Raw genomic sequence first — 20,305 nt, 5'->3', positions numbered from 1 at the left:
GTAACTTTGCAATCATGATGAAACATATCTCTGCAAAATGCATGCTTCAGTACGAGCGTGATTCAAAAAATAACGCTCTGAGCCCTCAAAACTAGTCCCAACGTACGCATGAGGCGGCCATCGCCCATACCCCACCACAACGATCCGAGGAGACTCCCCATGCAACCCGCCGACGAAGCCGTCCTCCCGTCCACCAGCCCCCGCACCGCGGCATCCCCCTGGCCCGGTCACCTCGTGGGACAGACGGAGCGCCCGGTGCGTGTGCTGCTGGTCGATGACGATGCCCACCTGCGCCGGGTGGTGGCCGGCGAGCTGCTGGCCGACCACCGCATCGAGCTGGTGGGGCAGGCCCAAAGCCTGCGCGAGGCCCGGTTGATGGCAGCGCGGCATGCCTTCGACGTGCTGCTGGTCGACCTCAACCTGGGCGACGGCAGCGGCTTCAGCCTGATCGAACAGGTGCGGCAGAAGAACCCGCTGGTGGAGGTGGTGGTCATCTCGGCCCTGGCCGACGACCAGCACGCCCTGCATGCCTTCGAACTCGGCGCCATGGGCTACCTGATCAAGCACGACTGCTTCGGCAACTTTGCGCAGGCCGTGCTGCAGGTGGTCAACGGTGGGGCGGCCCTCACCCCCGCGCTGGCCCGGCGGCTCATCCAGCGCATGGATGCCAGGCCCGCAGGGCTGTCCGGGCAGCACGGCACCTGCGAGGCGCTGTCCGACCGGGAGCGCGAGGTGCTCAAGATGGTGGCGGCTGGTTACACCAACCCGGAGATCGGCGAGCACCTGGCCATCAGCGCGCTCACCGTCAATGCCCACATCCGCAACATCAACCGCAAGCTGCAGGTGCGCTCGCGGGCCCAGGCCGTCAGCCGGGCCATGGAGCGCGGACTGCTTTGATGCGGCTTCGCCTGCCCAGGGCCGGCTGGCCCGGCGCCCAGAGCTGGCTGCTGGCGCTGACCGCGCTGCTGGTGCTGCTGGCCAGCCTGCGGCTGGTGCAGTGGCGGTGGACCGTCACCTCGGGCCAGCTGGAGGAGGTGGTGCTGGACCTGGCACTGGCGTTCACCGCGATCGCCTGCCTGTCCGTCGGTGCCTTCACCCGTGGGCTGGAGCGCTGGGCGCCGACCGAAGACCGGGCCGATGTGCGCCGGCGCCTGATCGACCGCAGTTTTGCCGCCCTGTTGCTGGTGGTGCTGGCGTTCAGCCTGCTGTTGCGCTGGTGGCCGGTGGAGCCGGCCGTGCCGGCGCGGGTGGTGACGGCCCTGGCCTATCAGCTGCTGCAGCTGGCGGCCTGTCTGTTCCTGTTGTTGTCCACCCGCGTGCTGCTGCCGGGGGCCGTGGGCATGGCGGTGGGGCAGTGGGTGCTGGGCAGCGTGCTGGCCCTGCTGGGCTTGCTGGATGCCTCGGTGCACGACAACTGCCTGGCGGCCTGGCGCCTGACCAACGCCGTGCTGCTGGGCCTGCAGTTCGCCTTGCTGGCCCGCCATGTCTTCCGCAGCTTCGACCTGTCGGGCGGCCTGGTGCTGGTGGTGGGGCTGATCGGCCTGGGTGTGGCCTTGAACGATCTGCTGCACCCGGACCTGCTGCTGCTGCGCATCGGCCTGACCCACTGCATGCTGGGCGTGTGCATGTTCATGCTGTGGATGCTGATGACCGGGCGGGCCAAGCTGCCCCAGACGCCGCCGGTGGCCCCGGCCACGCCGGTGAACGAGCACCTGGTGGAGCAGGAGCGCAAGCGGCTGGCCCGCGAGCTGCACGACGGTGTGGGCGCCCATCTGGTCAACATCCTCTCCGGTCTGGACCGGTCCCGGCCCGAGCAGCAGGCCCTGGCCCGTGCGCTGGAGGAATGCCTGTTCGAGGTCAAGAACGTGGTCGACGTGATGGACGCCTCCAGCGAGTCGGTCATCGACGGGCTGGGGCAGCTGCGCTGGCGCCTGCGTCCCACGCTGGAGCGCATGGGCATCCAGCTGGACTGGTCGGTCGACATCGACGGCCCGCTGGCGGAGGTGCGCGGCGAGGTGCGCCACGAGGTGCTGCGCATCGCGCACGAGGCGCTGGCCAATGCCATCAAGCACGCCGCGGCCCGGCGCATCGAGCTGGTCTGCCGTTTTGACCAGGCCGCCCACGCCTTGCGGCTGGAGGTGCGGGACGACGGTCGCGGTTTCGTGACCACCCGCAGCGTGCTGCGGGGCAAGGGCGTGAGCGGCATGCGCCGGCGCGCGGCCGGCATCGGCGGGCGTCTGCGGCTGGCGGCCGATCCGGGCGCCGGAACCCGGGTGCTGCTAACCGTACCCGTGCGGCCGCCCGGCCACGGCTGAATTCCTATCTTCTTGTTACACGAGGGGCCCGAAAGGGCCCTTTTTTTCGTTGGTTGTAGTACCTGGGTGGTAGAGAAATTACATAACGTTACAAAAGCAACAATTGCAGATGTTCAGAGATGATTTGCTTCAACTAGGTCGGCTTAAGCGTTGATTCATTGAAGATTCCGGTTTGTACCAATGTATTCATGCGTGCAAAACGTCACTCGGACGAGGGGCGGATGAGTACCAAATGGGTAACCGATCTCGGTATTGCCGTAGTCCTTGGGTAGTAACGACACTGCGGCCCAACGCGAAACAAATAGACACAGAACCGTCTTCGCGTGTGTCCATCCCGTGCCCGAACCCACCCAGGAGTCCGCCATGTCCTTCCATCTGAACCTTGACGACATCACCCGCATCCTCTCGCACATCCAGATCGCGGAGCGGCATGTCGATTCGAACTACGGCGCCCTGACCGACGCCCAGGGCAACCCGCTGGGCAACCTGGTGCCGTTCGGCCTGCGCACGGTGAGCGGCCAGTACAACAACCTGGTTAACACCCAGTACGGCTCGTCCGACCAGATCATGCCGCGCCTGCTGACCCCGGATTTCGACCAGGCCGAGCTCAACCCCCGCACCGGCGCGCCCACCTCCTACCAGCAGACCTCCGGCAGCGTCTACGACTCGCAGCCGCGCGTCATCAGCAACCTGATCTCGGACCAGACCGACAACAACCCGGCGGCCATCATCGCCGCCTTCACCGCACTCGGCTCGGCCGACCCCTACGGTGACGCGCAGAAGTACATGGACGCCCGCGACGCCGCCGCCAACGCCGCCGCCGCCCTGCGCACCCTGCAGCAGTCGGTGGGCAGCACCGTGGACCTGGCCGCCCTGCAGGCCGCCGCCGATGCCGCCGCCAGCGCCGCGGCCCAGGCCACCGCCGACGCCACCACCGCCCGCAACACGGCCAACCAGCTGGCCGCCACCGCCACGGCCGAGTCCACCGACCTGGCCAGCGCCCAGGCCCGGGTGAACGCCGCCCGCACCGCAGAAGCCCAGGCCGATGCCGCATCCGATGCCGCCTTCAACGCCGACCGCGCTGCCGACGCCAGCGTCGTCACCCAGCAGGGCGTCTACAACACCGCCAACGTGCAGCGCTCCATCACGCTGGAGGCCTACATCGATGCCGCCGTGGCCGTGGGCAGCATCCAGGCCGACATTGCCGCCACGCAGCGCCATCTGGACTCGCTGCCGGAAGGCGATTCGCGCCGCCAGCCCCTGGAAGACCACCTGGCCGACATGCAGGAGGCGCTCACCATTGCCGAGGGCGAGCTGGCCACGGCCACGGCTGCCTTCGGCGCCGCCGCCGCCGCCGCCCAGGCGGCGTATGCCAGCCTGGTGACGGCCCAGGCCACTGCAGCCGCCACCCAGGCCGCCCTGGAGGCCGCGCTGCTCGCCGAAAGCGCCGCCAAGGCCGAGCTGGCCGCTGCCGAGGCCGCCCTGGTGACGGCCCAGTCGGAGCAGACCGCTGCCCAGACCGCCGCCACGCAGGCCGACGCTGCAGCCGACTCGGCTGAAGCCACCGCACAGACCCTGCAGGCCGCTGCCGACGCCGCCCAGACCGAACTGACCAACGCCGAAAACGCCGTGGAAGGCAGCGCCGACGCGCTGGCCGCCGCGCAGGCGCTGGCCGCCAGCACCCAGGCCGCCTTCGAAGCCCTGCCCGGGCAGCTGGGCCTGCAGTTCGACGTGGTGGCCAACAACACCGTCTTCAGCGACGAAGCGCCCATCCTCATCCCCAACGTCATGCCCGACCTGGGCGACACCGCTCCGTACAACAGCTTCCTGACCCTGTTCGGCCAGTTCTTCGACCACGGCCTGGACCTGGTCACCAAGGGCCAGAGCGGCACGGTCTACATCCCGATCCAGCCGGACGATCCGCTGTACGTGCCCGGCAGCCCGACCAACTTCATGGTGCTGACCCGCGCCACCAACCAGCCGGGCGCCGACGGCATCATCGGCACGGCCGACGACATCCGTGAGCACACCAACGAGACCACGCCCTGGATCGACCTGAACCAGGTCTACACCTCGCACGAGTCGCACCAGGTGTTCCTGCGCGAATACGTGCGTGTGCCGGACGCCACCAGCTCCACCGGCTTCAAGACCGTGGCCACCGGCCACATGCTCGAAGGCGCCAACGGCGGCCCGCCGACCTGGGCCGACATCAAGGCCCAGGCCAAGAACATGCTGGGCATCGAGCTGACCGACATGGACGTGCACCGTGTGCCCCTGGTGGCCGCCGACCTGTACGGCAACCTGATCACCGGCGCCAACGGCTATGCCCAGCTGGTCACCCAGGTGGACCCGAACAGCGACCTGCGTGGCACCTCCCAGGGCCTGACCCTCATCAGCGGCACCGCCGATGCACCGGTGGCGGCCTCGCAGGCCGTCGGCGCCGGCCGGGCCTTCCTGAACGACATTGCCCACAACGCCACCCCGGGCATGGTCGACCACGACCGCAACCCGGGCACCCCGATGATCGCCACCCAGGCCGACGCCGACAGCGTGGCCGGCAACCAGATCATCCCCAACCAGTTCGGCATCAACCTCACCTACGACAACGAACTGCTCAACGCCCACTACGTGGTGGGCGACGGCCGCGGCAACGAGAACATCGGCCTGACCGCCGTGCACCATGTGTTCCACAGCGAGCACAACAACCGCGTCGACCAGATCAAGGAAGAGATCCTCAAGAGCAACGACCTGGCCTTCATCAACGAGTGGCTGCACGTGGACGTGACCACGGTGCCCACCAGCATCGCCGGCCTGGTGTGGGACGGTGACCGCCTGTTCCAGGCCGCCCGCTTCAGCACCGAGATGGTCTACCAGCACCTGGTGTTCGAAGAGTTCGCCCGCCTGGTCTCGCCGGACGTGGACCCCTTCCTGTTCTCCAACACGGTGGACATCGATCCGTCCATCATGGCCGAGTTCGCCCACGTGGTGTACCGCTTCGGCCACTCCATGCTCAACGAGTCGGTGGACCGCATCGCCGCCGACGGCGTGACCAACGACCACATCGGCCTGATCGACGCCTTCCTGAACCCGGTCGAGTACCAGGCCAGCGGCGCTGATTCCGACATCGCGGCCGGTGCCATCCTGCGCGGCATGACCCGCCAGGTGGGCAACGAGATCGACGAGTTCCTGACCGAAGCCCTGCGCAACAACCTGGTCGGTCTGCCGCTGGACCTGGGCGCCATCAACATCGCCCGCGGCCGCGACACCGGCGTGCCCTCGCTCAACGAAGCCCGTCGCCAGTTCTTTGAAGCCACCAACGACACCATCCTCAAGCCCTACGACAGCTGGTACGACTTCGCCACCAACATCAAGCACCCGGCGTCCATCATCAACTTCATCGCGGCCTACGGCACGCACGCCACCATCCTGGCGGCCACCACGGTGGAAGAGAAGCGTGAAGCCGCCACCAAGATCGTGATGGGTGGCACCGGTGCACCGGCCGACCGCCTGGACTTCCTGAACGCCACCGGCGCCTATGCCGGTGGCAGCCTGGGCGGTCTGAACAATGTGGACTTCTGGATCGGTGGCCTGGCCGAGAAGAAGCTGGCCTTCAACGGCCTGCTGGGCACCACCTTCAACTTCGTGTTCGAAGTGCAGATGGAGAAGCTGCAGGACGGCGACCGCTTCTACTACCTCAGCCGCACCCAGGGCATGAACCTGCTCAACCAGCTGGAAGCCGATTCGTTTGCCGAGCTGGTGATGCGCAACACCGACCTGGGCGACCCCAACGCCACCGCGCTGCCCAGCTCGCTGTTCCTGACCCCCGACTACATCCTGGAGCTCAACCGCAAGCTGCAGAAGGTGGAAGACCCCACCCATGCCGACCCCATCCTGGGCCAGCTCGGCAAGCTGGTGATCCGCGAGGACCTGGACGGCGACAACATCGACGAGAACCTGCGCTACATGGGCGGTGACCACGTGGTCATCGGCGGCACCGAGAAGGACAACATCCTGATCGGTGGCGAAGGCGACGACACCATCTGGGGCAAGGCCGGCAACGACCGCATCGAAGGCGGCAAGGGCGTGGACCACCTGTTCGGCGGCGATGGCGACGACATCATCACCGACAGCGGCAACGACTCCGGCGCGGCCGACGTGATCCACGGCGATGCCGGCAACGATGTCATCAACGGCGGCAACGGCCTGGACCTGATCTTCGGTGGCAGCGGCAACGACTTCATCTTCGGCGGCGTGGACAGCAAGACTTACACCGCTGGCGAAGGCAACGACTTCGTGCGCGGTGCCGACGGCCTGAACTTCATCGCCGGCAACGAGGGCGACGATTGGCTGGAAGGCGGCGAGCGCTTCGACACCCTGGCCGGCGAGAACTCGGAGCTGTTCTTCAACAGCCCGATCATCGGCCACGACGTGCTCAACGGCCGTGGCAACGACAACGACTACGACGCCGAGTCGGGCGACGACATCATGTTCCAGGGCCTGGGCATCCAGCGCAACAACGGCATGGCCGGCTTCGACTGGGCCATCCACAAGGGCGAGGCGCAGGGCGCCGACTCCGACCTGGGCATCCCCATCTTCGTCAACCAGCAGGCCAACATCCTGCGTGACCGCTTCGACCTGGTCGAAGGCCTCTCCGGCTGGGTCCACAACGACAAGCTGACCGGCCGCGACGTGGTCATCGGCGCCTACGACGAGGAAGCACAGGCCGCTGCCCAGTTCGACGAGAACTCCAAGTTCGAGTCGTACTCCAACGCCCTGCTGCAACAGGGTGTGGAGCGTGTGTCCGGCCTGGGCGACCTGGTGGCCCACCTGGAGCGCGTCACGTTCAACGTGGCCGGCCAGACCCACACGGCCGTGGTGTTCGACGAGACCGCCGTGCAGCGCAACGGTGACGGCTCGGTCCGCACCATCTTCGACACCGCTGCCGACATCCTGCTGGGCGGTGGTGGTTCGGACACCATCCAGGGCAACGCCGGCAACGACATCATCGACGGCGACCGCTGGCTCAACGCCCGCATCGGCATCAAGGATGCGCAGGGCAACCTGATCGCCTGGACCGACGACATGTCCGGCAAGGTGTACGCCGCCTCGGTGGACCCGCAGAGCGCCGCCACCGCCACGCCGCTGTACAACGGCCGCACCCTGGACAGCCTGATGTTCGACCGCACCCTCAACCCGGGTCAGCTGTTCATCATCCGCGAGATCCTGGACGGTGACGCCAACAACACCGGTGTGGACGTGGCCGTGTTCCGTGGCAACTACGCCGAGTACGACATCGAGTGGAACGAAGACGGCTCGGCCACCGTGACGCACGCGCGCCCCAATGTGGACCTGCGTTTCGACGACGGCACCGACCGCGTGTTCAACATGGAGTTCCTGCAGTTCGCCGACCGCCGCATCAGCACCGCAGCGGCCGACATCATCGGCACCAACGCCGCCGACCTCCTGATCGGTGACGGCCGCGCCGACCGCATCTTCGGTCTGGGTGGCGCCGACATCCTGCAGGGCAACGGCGGCAACGACTACCTGGACGGCGGTGCCGGCAACGACACGCTGGAAGGTGGTGCCGGCAACGACACCATGCTGGGTGGCGCCGGCAACGACGTGTACATCGGCGTGGACGCCGGTGACACCATCACCGAGCTGGCCGGGCAGGGCACCGACCGGGTGGAGACCGCCCTGTCGGCCTACACCCTGGGTGCCAACCTGGAGAACCTGACCTACACCGGCACCGGCAACTTCGCCGGCACCGGCAACGCGCTGAACAACGCCATCATCGGTGGCGCCGGCAACGACGTGCTGGACGGCGGCCTGGGCACCGACACCCTGACCGGTGGTGCCGGCAACGACACCTACCGCCTGGACGTGGCCACCGACCGCGCGGTGGAACTGGCTGGCGGCGGCACCGACACCGTCATCTACAGCGGCTCCACCAACTACACGCTGGCGGCCAACGTGGAGAACCTGGTGTACACCGGCAACGCACCGGTGGTGCTGACCGGCAACGGCCTGGCCAACGAGATCACCGGTGGTGCCGGCGACGACGACGTCCTGGGCGGTGGCGGCAACGACACCCTGATCGGTGGCGGCGGCAGCGACGAGCTCAATGGTGGCGCCGGCAACGACACCCTGATCGGTGGCCAGGGCAACGATGTGCTGACCGGTGGCACCGGCAACGACATCTTCAGCTTCGGCAGCGGCTTCGGCAGCGACTTCATCCAGGACTTCGACGCCAACCCCACCGGTGGCCAGGACCTGATCGACCTCTCGGCCTTCGGCATCACGGCCGACCAGTTCGCCAACCGGGTGACCATCCAGGGCTTCGGCACCTCCATCACCCAGGTGACGGTGTCCGATGGTGTGGATGCCGGCGGCAATGCCGTGGTCGGCGGTCAGATCACCCTGGTGGGCATCCGCTCCACCAACGTGACCGCTGAAGACTTCCTGCTGTAAGCACAAGGCGCAACGTCATGGCATCCACCCCGACCCCCAGCAGCCGGCCGAGCGAAGGCCGTTGGGCAGGCCTGCGCCTGCCCAACGACGAGATCGGCCAGACCCTGCGCGAGTTTCGCCAGGCCTTCCGCAACGTGGGCATCTTCAGCGCCATCATCAACCTGATGATGCTGGTGCCGTCGCTGTACATGCTCCAGGTCTATGACCGGGTGCTGGCCAGCGGCAACAAGACCACGCTGCTGATGCTCACGCTGATGGTGGTCGGGGCCTTCGTGCTCATGCACGGACTGGAGCTGATCCGCAGCTTCCTGATGATCCGGGTGGGTGCCCAGCTTGACCTCAAGCTCAACCAGCGGGTCTACACCGCGTCGTTCGAGCAGAACCTCAAGCGGGCAGGGGGCAACGCGGGTCAGGCCCTCAACGACCTGAGCACGGTGCGCCAGTTCGTCACCGGCAACGGCCTGTTCGCCTTCTTCGACGCGCCCTGGTTCCCGGTGTACTTGGCCGTCATCTTCATGTTCGACTGGATCCTGGGCGTGTTCGCCGTGGCCGGCACCGCCGTGCTGGTGGCGCTGGCCTGGGCCAACGAGGTGGTGTCGCGCAAGCCCCTGGGCGAGGCCAACTCCTTGTCGGTCACCGCCGGCAACCTGGCCACCAACAACCTGCGCAACGCCGAGGTCATCGAGGCCATGGGCATGCTGCCCAACCTCATGACCCGCTGGCACCGGCTGCACCGCCGCTTCCTGAAGCTGCAGGGCGAGGCCAGCGAGAAGGCCGGCATGGTGTCGGCCCTGAGCAAGTTCGCCCGCATCACGCTGCAGTCGCTGATCCTGGGCCTGGGTGCGCTGCTGGCCCTGGATGGCCGCATCACCCCCGGCATGATGATCGTCGGCTCCATCCTCATGGGCCGTGCCCTGGCCCCGGTGGACCAGCTCATCAACATCTGGAAGGGCTGGTCGTCCACCCAGAGCGCCTACCGCCGCCTGGCCGAGCTGCTGAGCAACAACCCGCCCCGGGTGCGCGGCATGGCGCTGCCCCGTCCGCAGGGCCATCTGGCACTGGAGTCCGTCACCGCCATGCCCCCGGGCTCGCCGGTGCCTGCGCTGCGCAATGTGAACCTGCAGCTGCCGGCCGGCGAGGTGCTGGGCGTCATCGGCCCCAGCGGTTCCGGCAAGTCCACCCTGGCGCGCCTGCTGGTGGGTGTGTGGCCGGCCACGGCCGGCAAGGTCCGCCTGGACGGGTCGGACGTGTACCAGTGGAACAAGGACGAACTGGGCCCGCACCTGGGCTACCTGCCGCAGGACATCGAGCTGTTCGGCGGCACCGTGAGCGAGAACATCGCCCGCTTCGGCATGGTCGATGCCGACAAGGTGATCGCAGCGGCCAAGCTGGCCGGCGTGCACGACATGATCCTGCACTTCCCGCAGGGCTACGACACCGTGCTGGGCGACGGCGGCGCCGGCCTGTCCGGTGGCCAGAAGCAGCGCATCGGCCTGGCCCGCGCGCTCTACGACGACCCGTCGCTGATCGTGCTGGACGAGCCCAACTCCAACCTGGACGACAGCGGCGAGCAGGCCCTGCTGGCCGCCATCCAGCAACTGCGCCAGCGCGGTCGCACCATCGTGGTGGTGTCGCACCGCACCAGCATCCTGCAGGTCACCACCCGGCTGCTGCTGCTGCGCCAGGGCACGGTGCAGGCCTTCGGCCCGACCCGTGCGGTGCTGGCCGAGCTGGCCAAGGCCACGCAACCCCAGCTGGGTGCCCAGGCAGCGGCGGGTGCGGCGCGGCCGCAAGGCCCGGTGGCCGCACCGGTCACCGCACCGGATGCCACCGCCCCTGCCGCCGCCGTGGCCGACAAGCCCAAGACCCCGCGCACCCGCAAGCCCAAGGCGGCGGCCCCGGCCGACGGGTCTGCCCCGGCCCGCAAGCCGCGCGCCCGCAAGGCTGCCGCCCCCGCAGTCGATGCCGCCGCCGACACCACGCCTGACCGCACCTCTGAATCCACCACCGAATCCTCGGTGGCCTGAGTTCCCCCATCACCGTCTGACCCTTCCGTCCTCCGGAGCCTGCCATGACCACCCATCCCAAATCCGCCTACAACGTCGATCTGGACGTGTCCGACTACATGCCGCTGAAGACCGACTCGGTCAAGCACACCCGCCTGGGCTGGTGGATCGTGCTGGCCGGCCTGGGCAGCTTCATGGTGTGGGCCATCATGGCGCCGCTGGACAAGGGCGTGCCGGTGACCGGTTCGGTCACGGTGGCCGGCAACAAGAAGGCGGTGCAGCATCAGACCGGCGGCACGGTCGAAGCCATCCTGGTGCGTGAGGGCGACGAGGTGAAGGCCGGTCAGCCCCTGGTGCGCATGAACGCGGTGCAGGCCGGCGCCAACGCCGCCGTGATCCGTGTGCAGTACCACACCGCCCGCAGCACCGAGGCCCGCCTGCTGGCCGAGCGCGACAACAAGGCCGGTATCAGCTTTCCGGCCGACGTGGAAGCCGCCCGCAGCGATGCCCGCGTGGCCGCCACCATGGCGGTGCAGCAGCAGCTGTTCGCCTCGCGCCGTTCCTCGCTGCAGGCCGAACTGGCCGCACTGGACGAGCAGGTCGCCGGCATCGAGGCCTACAACAAAGGCCTGACCGAGGCCCGCATCGGCAAGCAGGAACAGCTCAAGTTCATGAAGGAGCAGCTCGACGGCATGCGCGATCTGGCCCGCGACGGCTTCATCCCCCGCAACCGCCTGCTCGATCTGGAGCGCACCTACGCGCAGCTGGCCTCGTCCATGTCGGAAGACCTGGGCAACATCGCCCGCGGCCAGCGCCAGATGAGCGAGCTCAAGCTGCGCCGCCTGCAGCGCGCCCAGGAATTCCAGATGGAGGTGCGCACCCAGCTGGCCGAAGTGCAGAAAGAGGCCGAAGCCCTGCGCAACCAGCTGGCCGGCCTGGACCACGAACTCGCCAACGCCGTGGTCAAGGCGCCGGTGGACGGCACGGTGGCCGACGTGAGCATCTTCACCGAAGGCGGCGTGGTGGCCCCGGGCTTCCGCATGATGGACGTGGTGCCGGCCAACGAGCCCCTGATCGTCGAGGGCCAGCTGCCGGTGCACCTGGTCGACTCGGTGCAGCCGGGCCTGCCGGTGGAGCTGATCTTCTCGGCCTTCAACCAGAACACCACCCCGCGCATCCCGGGTGTGGTGACCCAGGTGTCGGCCGACAAGCTGGTGGACGAGAAGACCGGCATGCCCTACTACCGCATGCGCGGCGAAGTCACCGCTGAAGGCCGTGCCGAGCTGGCCAAGCTGCCGGTGCGACCCGGCATGCCGGTGGAGCTGTTCGTCAAGACCGGCGAGCGCACCCTGGCCAACTACCTGATCCGTCCGATCAAGGACAACTTCAAGATGGCGCTGACCGAAGAATGACCGCCATCCCGATCGCATCGGCATCCAGACGAGCACAGAACACAGAGGGAGGCGGCATGCGCAAGGGCCGTTGGAACGAGAAGGCACAGGGCATGGTGGTGCCGGCACTGACCGTGGGACTCACGCTGGCACTGGCCCTGTTCATGACCGGGGCGGCGAGGGCGGCAGACCCCGCCCTGGACCTGATGCAGGCCTACGAGGCGGCCCGCAAGAACGACCCGGCGTTCAAGGGAGCCGTGGCCGAGCGCGATGCCGGGCGGGAGTTCGAGGTCATCGGCCGGGCCCGCATGCTGCCGAGCATCAACGCGGTCAACACCACCAACCGCAACAATGCCAAGGTCTCGACGGCCGGCGGCCCGACCCAGGACCGCGGCCAGTACAGCAGCAGCAGCACCAGCCTGCAGCTGCGCCAGCCGATCTACAACCGGGACGCCTGGGCCGCCAGCGCCCAGGGGCAGGCCCGCACGGCCGCCAGCGATGCGGCCTTCCGCGCCCGCGACCAGGAGCTGATCGTCCGGGTGTTCGATGTGTATGCCAAGGCCGTCGTGGCCCAGGAGCAGGTGGACCTGGTGCAGGCCCAGCTCAAGGCCCTGGACGAGCAGCTGCGCGCCAACGAACAGCGTTTCACGCGGGGTGAAGGCACCCGCACCGATGTGCTGGAAACCGGCGCCAAGCGCGCCCTGGTGCAGGCCCGGCTGATCGAGGCCCAGGATGCGGACCAGAACGCCCGCAACGCACTGCAGGCCGTCATCGGCATGCCGGTGCAGCGCGTGGGCCGGCTCAAGGTGGCCGGGCGCGCGGTCAGCGCCGAGATGGAATCGCTGGACGCCTGGCGCGAGCGCGTGAACGCCAGCAACGGCGAGGTGGAGAGCCTGAAGCAGGCGGTGGAAGTGGCCCGCCAGGAGCTGCGCAAGGCCGAGGGAGGCCACCACCCCAAGCTCGATCTGGTCATGTCCACCGGGCGCACGCAGTCCGACACCACCGCCACCTTCCAGCAGACCTCGCGCAACCGCAGCGTCGGCCTGGAACTGACGGTGCCGATCTACGCCGGCGGCGCCATCTCGGCCCAGGCGCGGCAGGCCGCAGCCCAGCTGGCCAAGGCCGAGGCCGATCTGGAGGCCCGCGTGGGCGAGCTGATGGTGGAACTGCACCGCCAGTACGCCCTGCAGCGCAACAGCACCAGCCGGATCGCAGCGCTGCAGTCGGCGGTGGAGAGCAGCTCGGTGCTGATCGAGGCCACCCGCAAGAGCGTGGTCGGCGGCGAGCGGACCAACATCGACGTGCTCGAGGCTCAGGAACGCCTGGCCCAGGCCGAACGCGACCTGATCGAGGCCCGCAACCAGCAGCTGCTGGCCGGCCTGCGGCTGCGCAGCCTGGCCGGTGTGCTGCAGGAAGCCGACCTGCAGACCGTGGCGCGGGAGTTCGACGCCCGGAAGTAATACTTTTCCAGCGAAAAACCGGGAAAACGCGTGCGGTTTTTCGCTGATTGATGACTTCTGTGTGCTGTTGCTGACATATCTGGTTACAGCCACTGGCATTTTCAGACACTTCGAGATACCTTCACGGGTACCCGTTCAGATCAGGTTCATTTAAGGAACCGGTCCGGACGTCCAGCAGCCGTCGCGCATCCCCGCGCCGGCTTGTTCGGGGGGAGATCCTGTGAAGAGCGCCACGCCAGTCCGCGACACCATCGACAACCTGTTCGGTGTGACCACCCGGTCCACCCAGAACACCGAAACCCGCCACTCGCACGCGTCGATGTGGCCGGACTTCCTCACGACCGAGCCGGGCCGGCTGGTGCGTGTGATCCTGATCGACGACGACCCGCACATCCGCTGCGTGATCGCCGGTGAGCTGGTGTCCGACATGCGCATCGACCTGGTGGGCCAGGCCGACTGCGCCCGCAGCGGCAAGCGGCTGATTTCCAGCACCGAGTTCGACGTGATGATCGTCGACCTCAACCTGGGCGACGGTTCCGGCTTCGAGCTGATCGAGCACATGAAGCGCGTGCGCAACCATGCCGAGGCCATCGTGGTCTCCATCATGGACGACGAGCAGCGCGCCATCCGCGCCTTCGAGCTGGGTGCCACCGGCTACCTGGTCAAGAACTCCTGGTTCGGCAGCTTTGCCCAGGCCGTCCTGCAGGTGTGCAACGGCGGGGCGTCCATCACCCCGAACCTGGCGCGCCGACTGCTGCAGAAGTTCGAGACGCCGGTCTCGGGTGTCGGCCTGACGGCCCGTGCCCCCGCCCCGGCGAGTGCGGCACCGGCATCCGCCGGTCACACCCTGTCGGAGCGGGAGTGCGAGGTGCTGCGCCTGGTGGCCCTGGGCCACACCAGCCCCGAGATCGCGCAACAGCTCAGCCTGAGCGTGCAGACGGTCAACACCCACATCCGCAACATCTACCGCAAGCTGCAGGTGAAGTCGCGGGCCCAGGCGGTCTCCATGGCCGCGCACCAGCGCATCATCTGACCCCCGGTCGCCGACGCGGCTGACTGCACTGCCCTGACATTCCCATGGACCCGGTAGCCCATCAGTTCGGACCCCTGGCCGGACTGGTGGCCATCTTTCTGACCGTATCGGTGCTGGCGGTGGCCGGCCGCCAGCGCGAGCAGCGCGGGCTGGACCTGGTCATGGCGCTGGGCCTGCTGGCCTGGATGGTGTTCCTGGTGTGGCAGCCGCGCTTTGCGCCGTCGCCACCGGGGCCGGTGGACGAATTCGTCGAGCACATGGGCTTCCAGCTGTGCGTGTCGGCCGCCTGCGGCCTGGCGCTGACCGGTGCCCGGGTGCAGGGTCATCTGCCCTGGCTGGTCTGGACCTACCAGCTGGTGGGGGGTGGTGGCGTGCTGCTCGTGTGGACCATCAGCGGCATCCCGTACTGGTTCGATTTCTGGGAGGCCACCAACTGGATCGTGGTGGGCGGGGTGCTGGCGGTGCTGGCCCAGCACTGGGCCCGGCGCCGAGAGCAGCGCACCATGGGCATCCTGGTGCTGTCGGTGGTGCTGCTGGTGTACGGGCTGCTGTCGGATGTGTGGCACCACCCGACCTCGCGCGTGGCCATTGCCGGCATGTTCATCTACCCGGCGGCGCTGGTGGGGCTGTGGTCGCTGGTGTCGGCGCAGGTGCGGGCCGACATGGCGGCCTACCGCAACGGCCAGCGCGAACAGCAACGTCAGCGCATCGCGCAGGACGTGCACGACGGCGTGGGGTCGCAGCTGGTGGCCATCCTGTCGTCGCTCGATCTGCGCCAGCCCGACCAGAAGGCCCTGGCGATTGCGCTGGAGCAGTGCCTGCTCGATCTGAAGATCACCGTGGACAGCCTGCAGCAGGAAACCCCGAGCCTGCTCGACGGCCTGGCCATGCTGCGTTATCGCATCCAGCCCAGCCTGTCCCGGCTGGGTGTGGAGCTGTCGTGGCAGCTGCAGGACCACGAGGCCATCCGCCGGCTGCCACCATTGCGGGTGACGCACAGCCTGCGCATCGTGCAGGAAGCGGTGGCCAACGTGCTGCGGCATTCGGACGCCGACCGCATGACGGTGATCTGCCGCTACCTGCCGGACCCGCACGAGGTGGAGCTGGTGGTGCAGGACGACGGCTGTGGCCTGCCGCTGGCGTCCGACGAGCGCGGCCGGGTGGGGCGGGGGCTGACCGGCATGCGCCGCCGCGCGCAGGAGGCCGGCCTGCGGCTGGACATCCGCAGCCAGCCCACGCTGGGCACCACGGTGGAGCTGCGCATTCCCGGGCCGGACCGCCCCCACGAACCCGCCCAACCCGAGCGCCTGGGCTACGCATCGGTCTGAGCGGGGCCGTGAGGCCAGCGGGTGGCCCTATGGCAAACTGCGCGGTTTTTTGCGGGCGACTGCCCGAGCGACCGGAACACCGAGCATGCAGAACATCGTGGCGCAGATCGCGCAGGAAATCCGCGTACAGATCCACCAGGTGCAGGCGGCCGTCGACCTGCTCGATGGCGGTGCGACCGTGCCCTTCATTGCCCGTTACCGCAAGGAAGCCACCGGCGGGCTGGATGATGTGCAGCTGCGTGAGCTGGAGTACCGGCTGGGCTACCTGCGTGAGCTGACCGAGCGCCGCGAGGCCATCCTGCGCAGCATCGGCGAGCAGGGCAAGCTCACGCCCGAACTGCAGGCCGCCATCGAGGCCGCCGCCACCAAGCAGGAACTCGAAGACCTGTACCTGCCCTACAAGCCACGCCGCCGCACCAAGGGCATGATCGCCCGCGAGGCCGGCATCGAACCCCTGGCCGACGCCCTGTGGGCCGACCCCACGATCGATCCCGCCACCGCCGCCGCCCCCTACGTCAAGGCCGAGAAAGGCGAGGACGGCTCCGACTTCACCACCACCGCCGCCGTGCTGGACGGCGTGCGCGACATCCTCAGCGAACGCTGGGCCGAAGACGCCGCCCTGGTGCAGAACCTGCGCGAATGGCTGTGGCAGGAGGGGCTCTTCACCAGCAAGCTGGTGGCCGGCAAGGACGAGAACCAGCCCGACGTGGCCAAGTTCCGCGACTACTTCGACTACAGCGAGCCCATCGGCAAGGTGCCCTCGCACCGCGCGCTGGCGGTGTTCCGTGGCCGCCAGCTGGAACTGCTGGATGCCAAGCTCGTGCTGCCGGGCGCGGTGGAGCCCGGCGTGCCCAGCCTGGCCGAGGGCCGCATTGCCCTGCACCTGGGCTGGCGCCACCAGGGCAGGGCGGCCGACGACCTGCTGCGCAAATGCGTGGCCTGGACCTGGCGCGTCAAGCTCAGCCTGTCCAGCGAACGCGACCTGTTCACCCGCCTGCGCGAGAACGCCGAGGCCGTGGCCATCAAGGTGTTTGCTGACAACCTGCGCGACCTGCTGCTGGCGGCCCCGGCCGGGCCCAAGGTGGTGATGGGCCTGGACCCCGGCATCCGCACCGGCGTGAAGGTGGCCGTGGTGGACGCCACCGGCAAGCTGGTGGACACCGCCACCGTCTACCCGCACGAGCCCCGGCGCGACTGGGACGGCTCGCTGCATGTGCTGGGCCAGCTGTGCCAGAAGCACGGCGTGCAGCTGATCGCCATCGGCAACGGCACCGCCAGCCGCGAAACCGACAAGCTGGCGGCCGACCTGATCAAGCGCCACCCCGGCATCCTGAAGGTGGTGGTGAGCGAGGCCGGTGCCTCGGTGTATTCCGCCAGCGAATTCGCCAGCCAGGAAATGCCCGATGTGGACGTGAGCCTGCGGGGCGCGGCCAGCATTGCGCGGCGCCTGCAGGACCCGCTGGCCGAGCTGGTGAAGATCGACCCCAAGAGCATCGGCGTGGGCCAGTACCAGCACGACGTCAACCAGAGCGAGCTGGCCCGCACGCTGGACGCGGTGGTGGAGGACTGCGTGAACGGCGTGGGGGTGGACCTCAACACCGCCAGCGTGCCGCTGCTCTCCCGCGTGTCCGGTCTGTCGGGTGCGGTGGCCAAGGCCGTGGTGCGCTGGCGCGATGCCCACGGCGCCTTCCGCAACCGCCAGCAGCTGCTGGACGTGGCCGGCCTGGGCGCCAAGACCTTCGAGCAGAGCGCCGGCTTCCTGCGCATCCGCGGCGGCGACAACCCCCTGGACATGACCGGCGTGCACCCGGAGTCCTACCCCGTGGTGCAGGCCATCGTCACCCGCGCGGGCCAGCCGGTGGAGCAGATCATGGGCCGGACCGAGGCGCTGCGCGCCCTCAAGCCGGAGCAGTTCGTGCAGGACGGGGTGGGCCTGATGACGGTGCGCGACATCCTGGTGGAGCTGGAAAAGCCCGGTCGCGATCCGCGCCCGGACTTTCAGGTGGCCCGTTTCAATGAAGGGGTGGAGGACATCAAGGACCTGCGCGAGGGCATGGTGCTGGAGGGCACCGTCAGCAACGTGGCCCAGTTCGGCGCCTTTGTGGACCTGGGGGTCCACCAGGACGGGCTGGTGCACGTGAGCCAGCTCAGCCACAAGTTCGTCAACGACGCCCGCGAGGTGGTGAAGACCGGCGACATCGTCAAGGTCAAGGTGGTCGAGGTGGATGTGGCCCGTCAACGCATCGGCCTGACCATGAAGCTCGACGCCCCGACCGGCCGGCGCGACAGCGCCCCGCGCGACAACCGTTTCGAACCGCCCCGGGGCCCGCGCGGCGGCGCCCGGCAGGAGGCGGCTGCACCGTCGGCCATGGCGAGTGCCTTCGCCCGGTTGCAGGGGCAACAGAAACGCTGAATCGGGCCCCGGCGGGCTCAAGTCGGGCCGGCAGATGCCGATACATTTCGTAGCAGCTACCCCCACACCCCGCCCGCCCACCGACGACCCACTTCAACGGCTGCACCATGGAACTCGACGCGCTCCTGAACTATCCCCGGGCTTTGCCGGCCATGTCACGCACCGTGACCGACCTGCTGACCGAGATGAACAAGGAAGACCCCAGCCCCAAGCGGGTGGCCGAGCTGGTGGGGCAGGACCCGTCGCTCACCACCCGGGTGCTGCGGCTGTCCAATTCCGCCTTTTTCCGCTCCAGCCGGCGCATCGGCAATGCCCAGGAGGCCGTGGCCCTGCTGGGCATGACCCATGTGCGTTCGCTGGTGATGGCCGCCGCCCTGGGGGCCAGCTTCAAGGACGTGCCCGGGGTCAATCTGGCCCAGTTCTGGCGTTACAGCCTGCGGGTGGCCGAAATCTCGAAATCGCTGGCCGGGGTGCTGCGCCAGAACGAATCCAACGCCTACACCGCCGGGCTGATCCACTGCATCGGTGACCTGGTGATGCACATCGCCATGCCCGACGAGGTCGGCCCGCTGGACATGGTGGTGCCGCCGCTGGACCTGCAGCGCGCCGGCGCCGAGCGGGTGCGTTTCGGCTACACCTATGCCGAGGTGGGCGCCGGCATGGTGGAGCGCTGGCACTTTCCGGCCGAGATCGTCAGTGCCCTGCGCTTCCAGGCAGAACCCTTCGAAGGCGACAACTACGACACGCTGGGCGGCATCCTGCACCTGGCTTCCTGGCGTGCGCGGGCCGAAGAGATCCAGATGGACGACGCCGGTCTGGTGGCCACCTTCCCCGATCTGGTGGGCCTGACCCTGGGTCTGGACCTGGAAAGCGTGCTGGGCAAGGACCCGGAGGAGTGGTCCTTCAGCCAGGCGCTATCGGCCTTCATCGATTGACCCTGCTGGCCGCTCGGGGCCGCTCAAGTCGGGACCGCAAACGCCGATAGCCTGAACATCAGACGCCGGCATTCCACTCCTACAGGCAGGTCCAGATGCACCTCGACAAACTCCTCAAACAGCCCAACGCGCTGCCCTCGGCGCCCAAGGTCGTGCGCAAGCTGATCGAATCCTTCGATCAGGACGAGGTGGACCCGATGCGCATCGCCTCGCTGATCGAGGACGATCCGGTGCTCACCGCCCGCCTGCTCAAGACCGCCAACTCGGCCTTCTTCGGGCTGAGCCGCAATGTCACCAACGCCCGTGAGGCCATGAGCGTGCTCGGGCTGATCAAGGTCCGCGCCCTGGTGATCGCGGCCTCGCTGGGCGAGGGCTTCCATGCGGTGGCCGGGGTCAATCTCAACCAGTTCTGGCGCTACAGCCTCAACACGGCCAACCTGTCGCGCTACATTGCGCTGCCGATCCGCATCGACGAAAACACCGCCTTCACCTCCGGCCTCATCCACGGCATCGGCGAGCTGGTCATGCACGCCGGCATGCCCGAGGCCATGATCGAGCTCGACCGCAATGTGCCGCTGCTCGACCTCAAGCGTTCCAAGGCCGAGCGGGGCCTGTTCGGCTACAGCTACGCCGAGGTGGGCGCCGCGCTGGCCAAGGAATGGAATTTCCCCAAGCGCATGATCGACGCCATCCACCACCAGACGGCGCCGTTCGAGAACGATGTCTACGAGCCCATCGCGGGCGTGGTGCACATCGGCTCCTGGCGCGCCCGGGCCGAAGAACAGTCCATGCGCAGCGAACTGCTGATCAACACCTACCCCGATCCGGTGGGACTGGTGCTGGGCATCGACCCGGACACGGTGGTGGCCGAGGAGATCCCCTCGATCTCGCGCCATGCCGATCTGGTGGGCGGCTCGGACGACGAGGACATCTGAGGCGCCAGGGCCCGTGCC

11 protein-coding genes are annotated in these 20,305 nt (G+C 68.2%); all 11 read left to right on the top strand.

All coding sequences use genetic code 11. The features are described 5' to 3' along the window. Positions 1–159 precede the first annotated feature (159 nt). The 11 genes from WD026_RS04185 (at position 160) to WD026_RS04135 (ending at position 20,287) form a co-directional block, all read left to right on the top strand. On the top strand, positions 160–897 hold the full coding sequence (locus WD026_RS04185; RefSeq protein ID WP_425722387.1) for a LuxR C-terminal-related transcriptional regulator: 738 nt from the start codon (positions 160–162) through the stop codon (positions 895–897). Then, positions 897–2,315, top strand: a complete 1,419-nt coding sequence (locus WD026_RS04180) for a sensor histidine kinase (RefSeq protein ID WP_425722386.1) — start codon at positions 897–899, stop codon at positions 2,313–2,315. Before WD026_RS04185 ends, WD026_RS04180 begins: the two co-directional genes overlap by 1 nt. A gap of 363 nt (positions 2,316–2,678) precedes the next feature. Continuing rightward, complete coding sequence (locus WD026_RS04175) at positions 2,679–8,786, top strand: peroxidase family protein (RefSeq protein ID WP_425722385.1); 6,108 nt, start codon at positions 2,679–2,681, stop codon at positions 8,784–8,786. A 17-nt stretch (positions 8,787–8,803) separates the two neighbouring features. Next, positions 8,804–10,813, top strand: a complete 2,010-nt coding sequence (locus WD026_RS04170) for a type I secretion system permease/ATPase (RefSeq protein ID WP_425722384.1) — start codon at positions 8,804–8,806, stop codon at positions 10,811–10,813. Between the two features lie 44 nt (positions 10,814–10,857). Further along, positions 10,858–12,204, top strand: coding sequence for an HlyD family type I secretion periplasmic adaptor subunit (locus tag WD026_RS04165; protein WP_425722383.1), 1,347 nt, complete (start codon positions 10,858–10,860; stop codon positions 12,202–12,204). 56 nt (positions 12,205–12,260) lie between these two features. After that, positions 12,261–13,643 carry a TolC family outer membrane protein gene (locus tag WD026_RS04160; protein WP_425722382.1) on the top strand — a complete coding sequence of 461 codons (1,383 nt, stop codon included), beginning with the start codon at positions 12,261–12,263 and terminating at the stop codon, positions 13,641–13,643. A 319-nt stretch (positions 13,644–13,962) separates the two neighbouring features. Then, entirely contained in the window at positions 13,963–14,676 is a 714-nt protein-coding gene (locus WD026_RS04155; protein WP_425723199.1) for a LuxR C-terminal-related transcriptional regulator, read from the top strand. Between the two features lie 44 nt (positions 14,677–14,720). Continuing rightward, the gene (locus WD026_RS04150; protein ID WP_425722381.1) at positions 14,721–16,004 is read left to right on the top strand and encodes a sensor histidine kinase; all 1,284 of its coding nucleotides are present in this window, start codon (positions 14,721–14,723) and stop codon (positions 16,002–16,004) included. A gap of 85 nt (positions 16,005–16,089) precedes the next feature. After that, positions 16,090–18,417, top strand: a complete 2,328-nt coding sequence (locus WD026_RS04145; protein ID WP_425722380.1) for a Tex family protein — start codon at positions 16,090–16,092, stop codon at positions 18,415–18,417. A 152-nt stretch (positions 18,418–18,569) separates the two neighbouring features. Next, on the top strand, positions 18,570–19,352 hold the full coding sequence (locus tag WD026_RS04140) for an HDOD domain-containing protein (RefSeq protein ID WP_425722379.1): 783 nt from the start codon (positions 18,570–18,572) through the stop codon (positions 19,350–19,352). A 95-nt stretch (positions 19,353–19,447) separates the two neighbouring features. After that, a complete protein-coding gene (locus tag WD026_RS04135) occupies positions 19,448–20,287 on the top strand; it encodes an HDOD domain-containing protein (protein WP_425722378.1) in 840 nt (279 codons plus the stop codon). Positions 20,288–20,305 lie beyond the last annotated feature (18 nt).

The organism is Hydrogenophaga sp. R2 (assembly GCF_049843595.1).
Classification (GTDB): Bacteria; Pseudomonadota; Gammaproteobacteria; order Burkholderiales; family Burkholderiaceae_C; genus Hydrogenophaga.
Note: the sequence above shows the minus strand (reverse complement) of the source record. Positions and strands in the feature narration are given on the sequence as shown.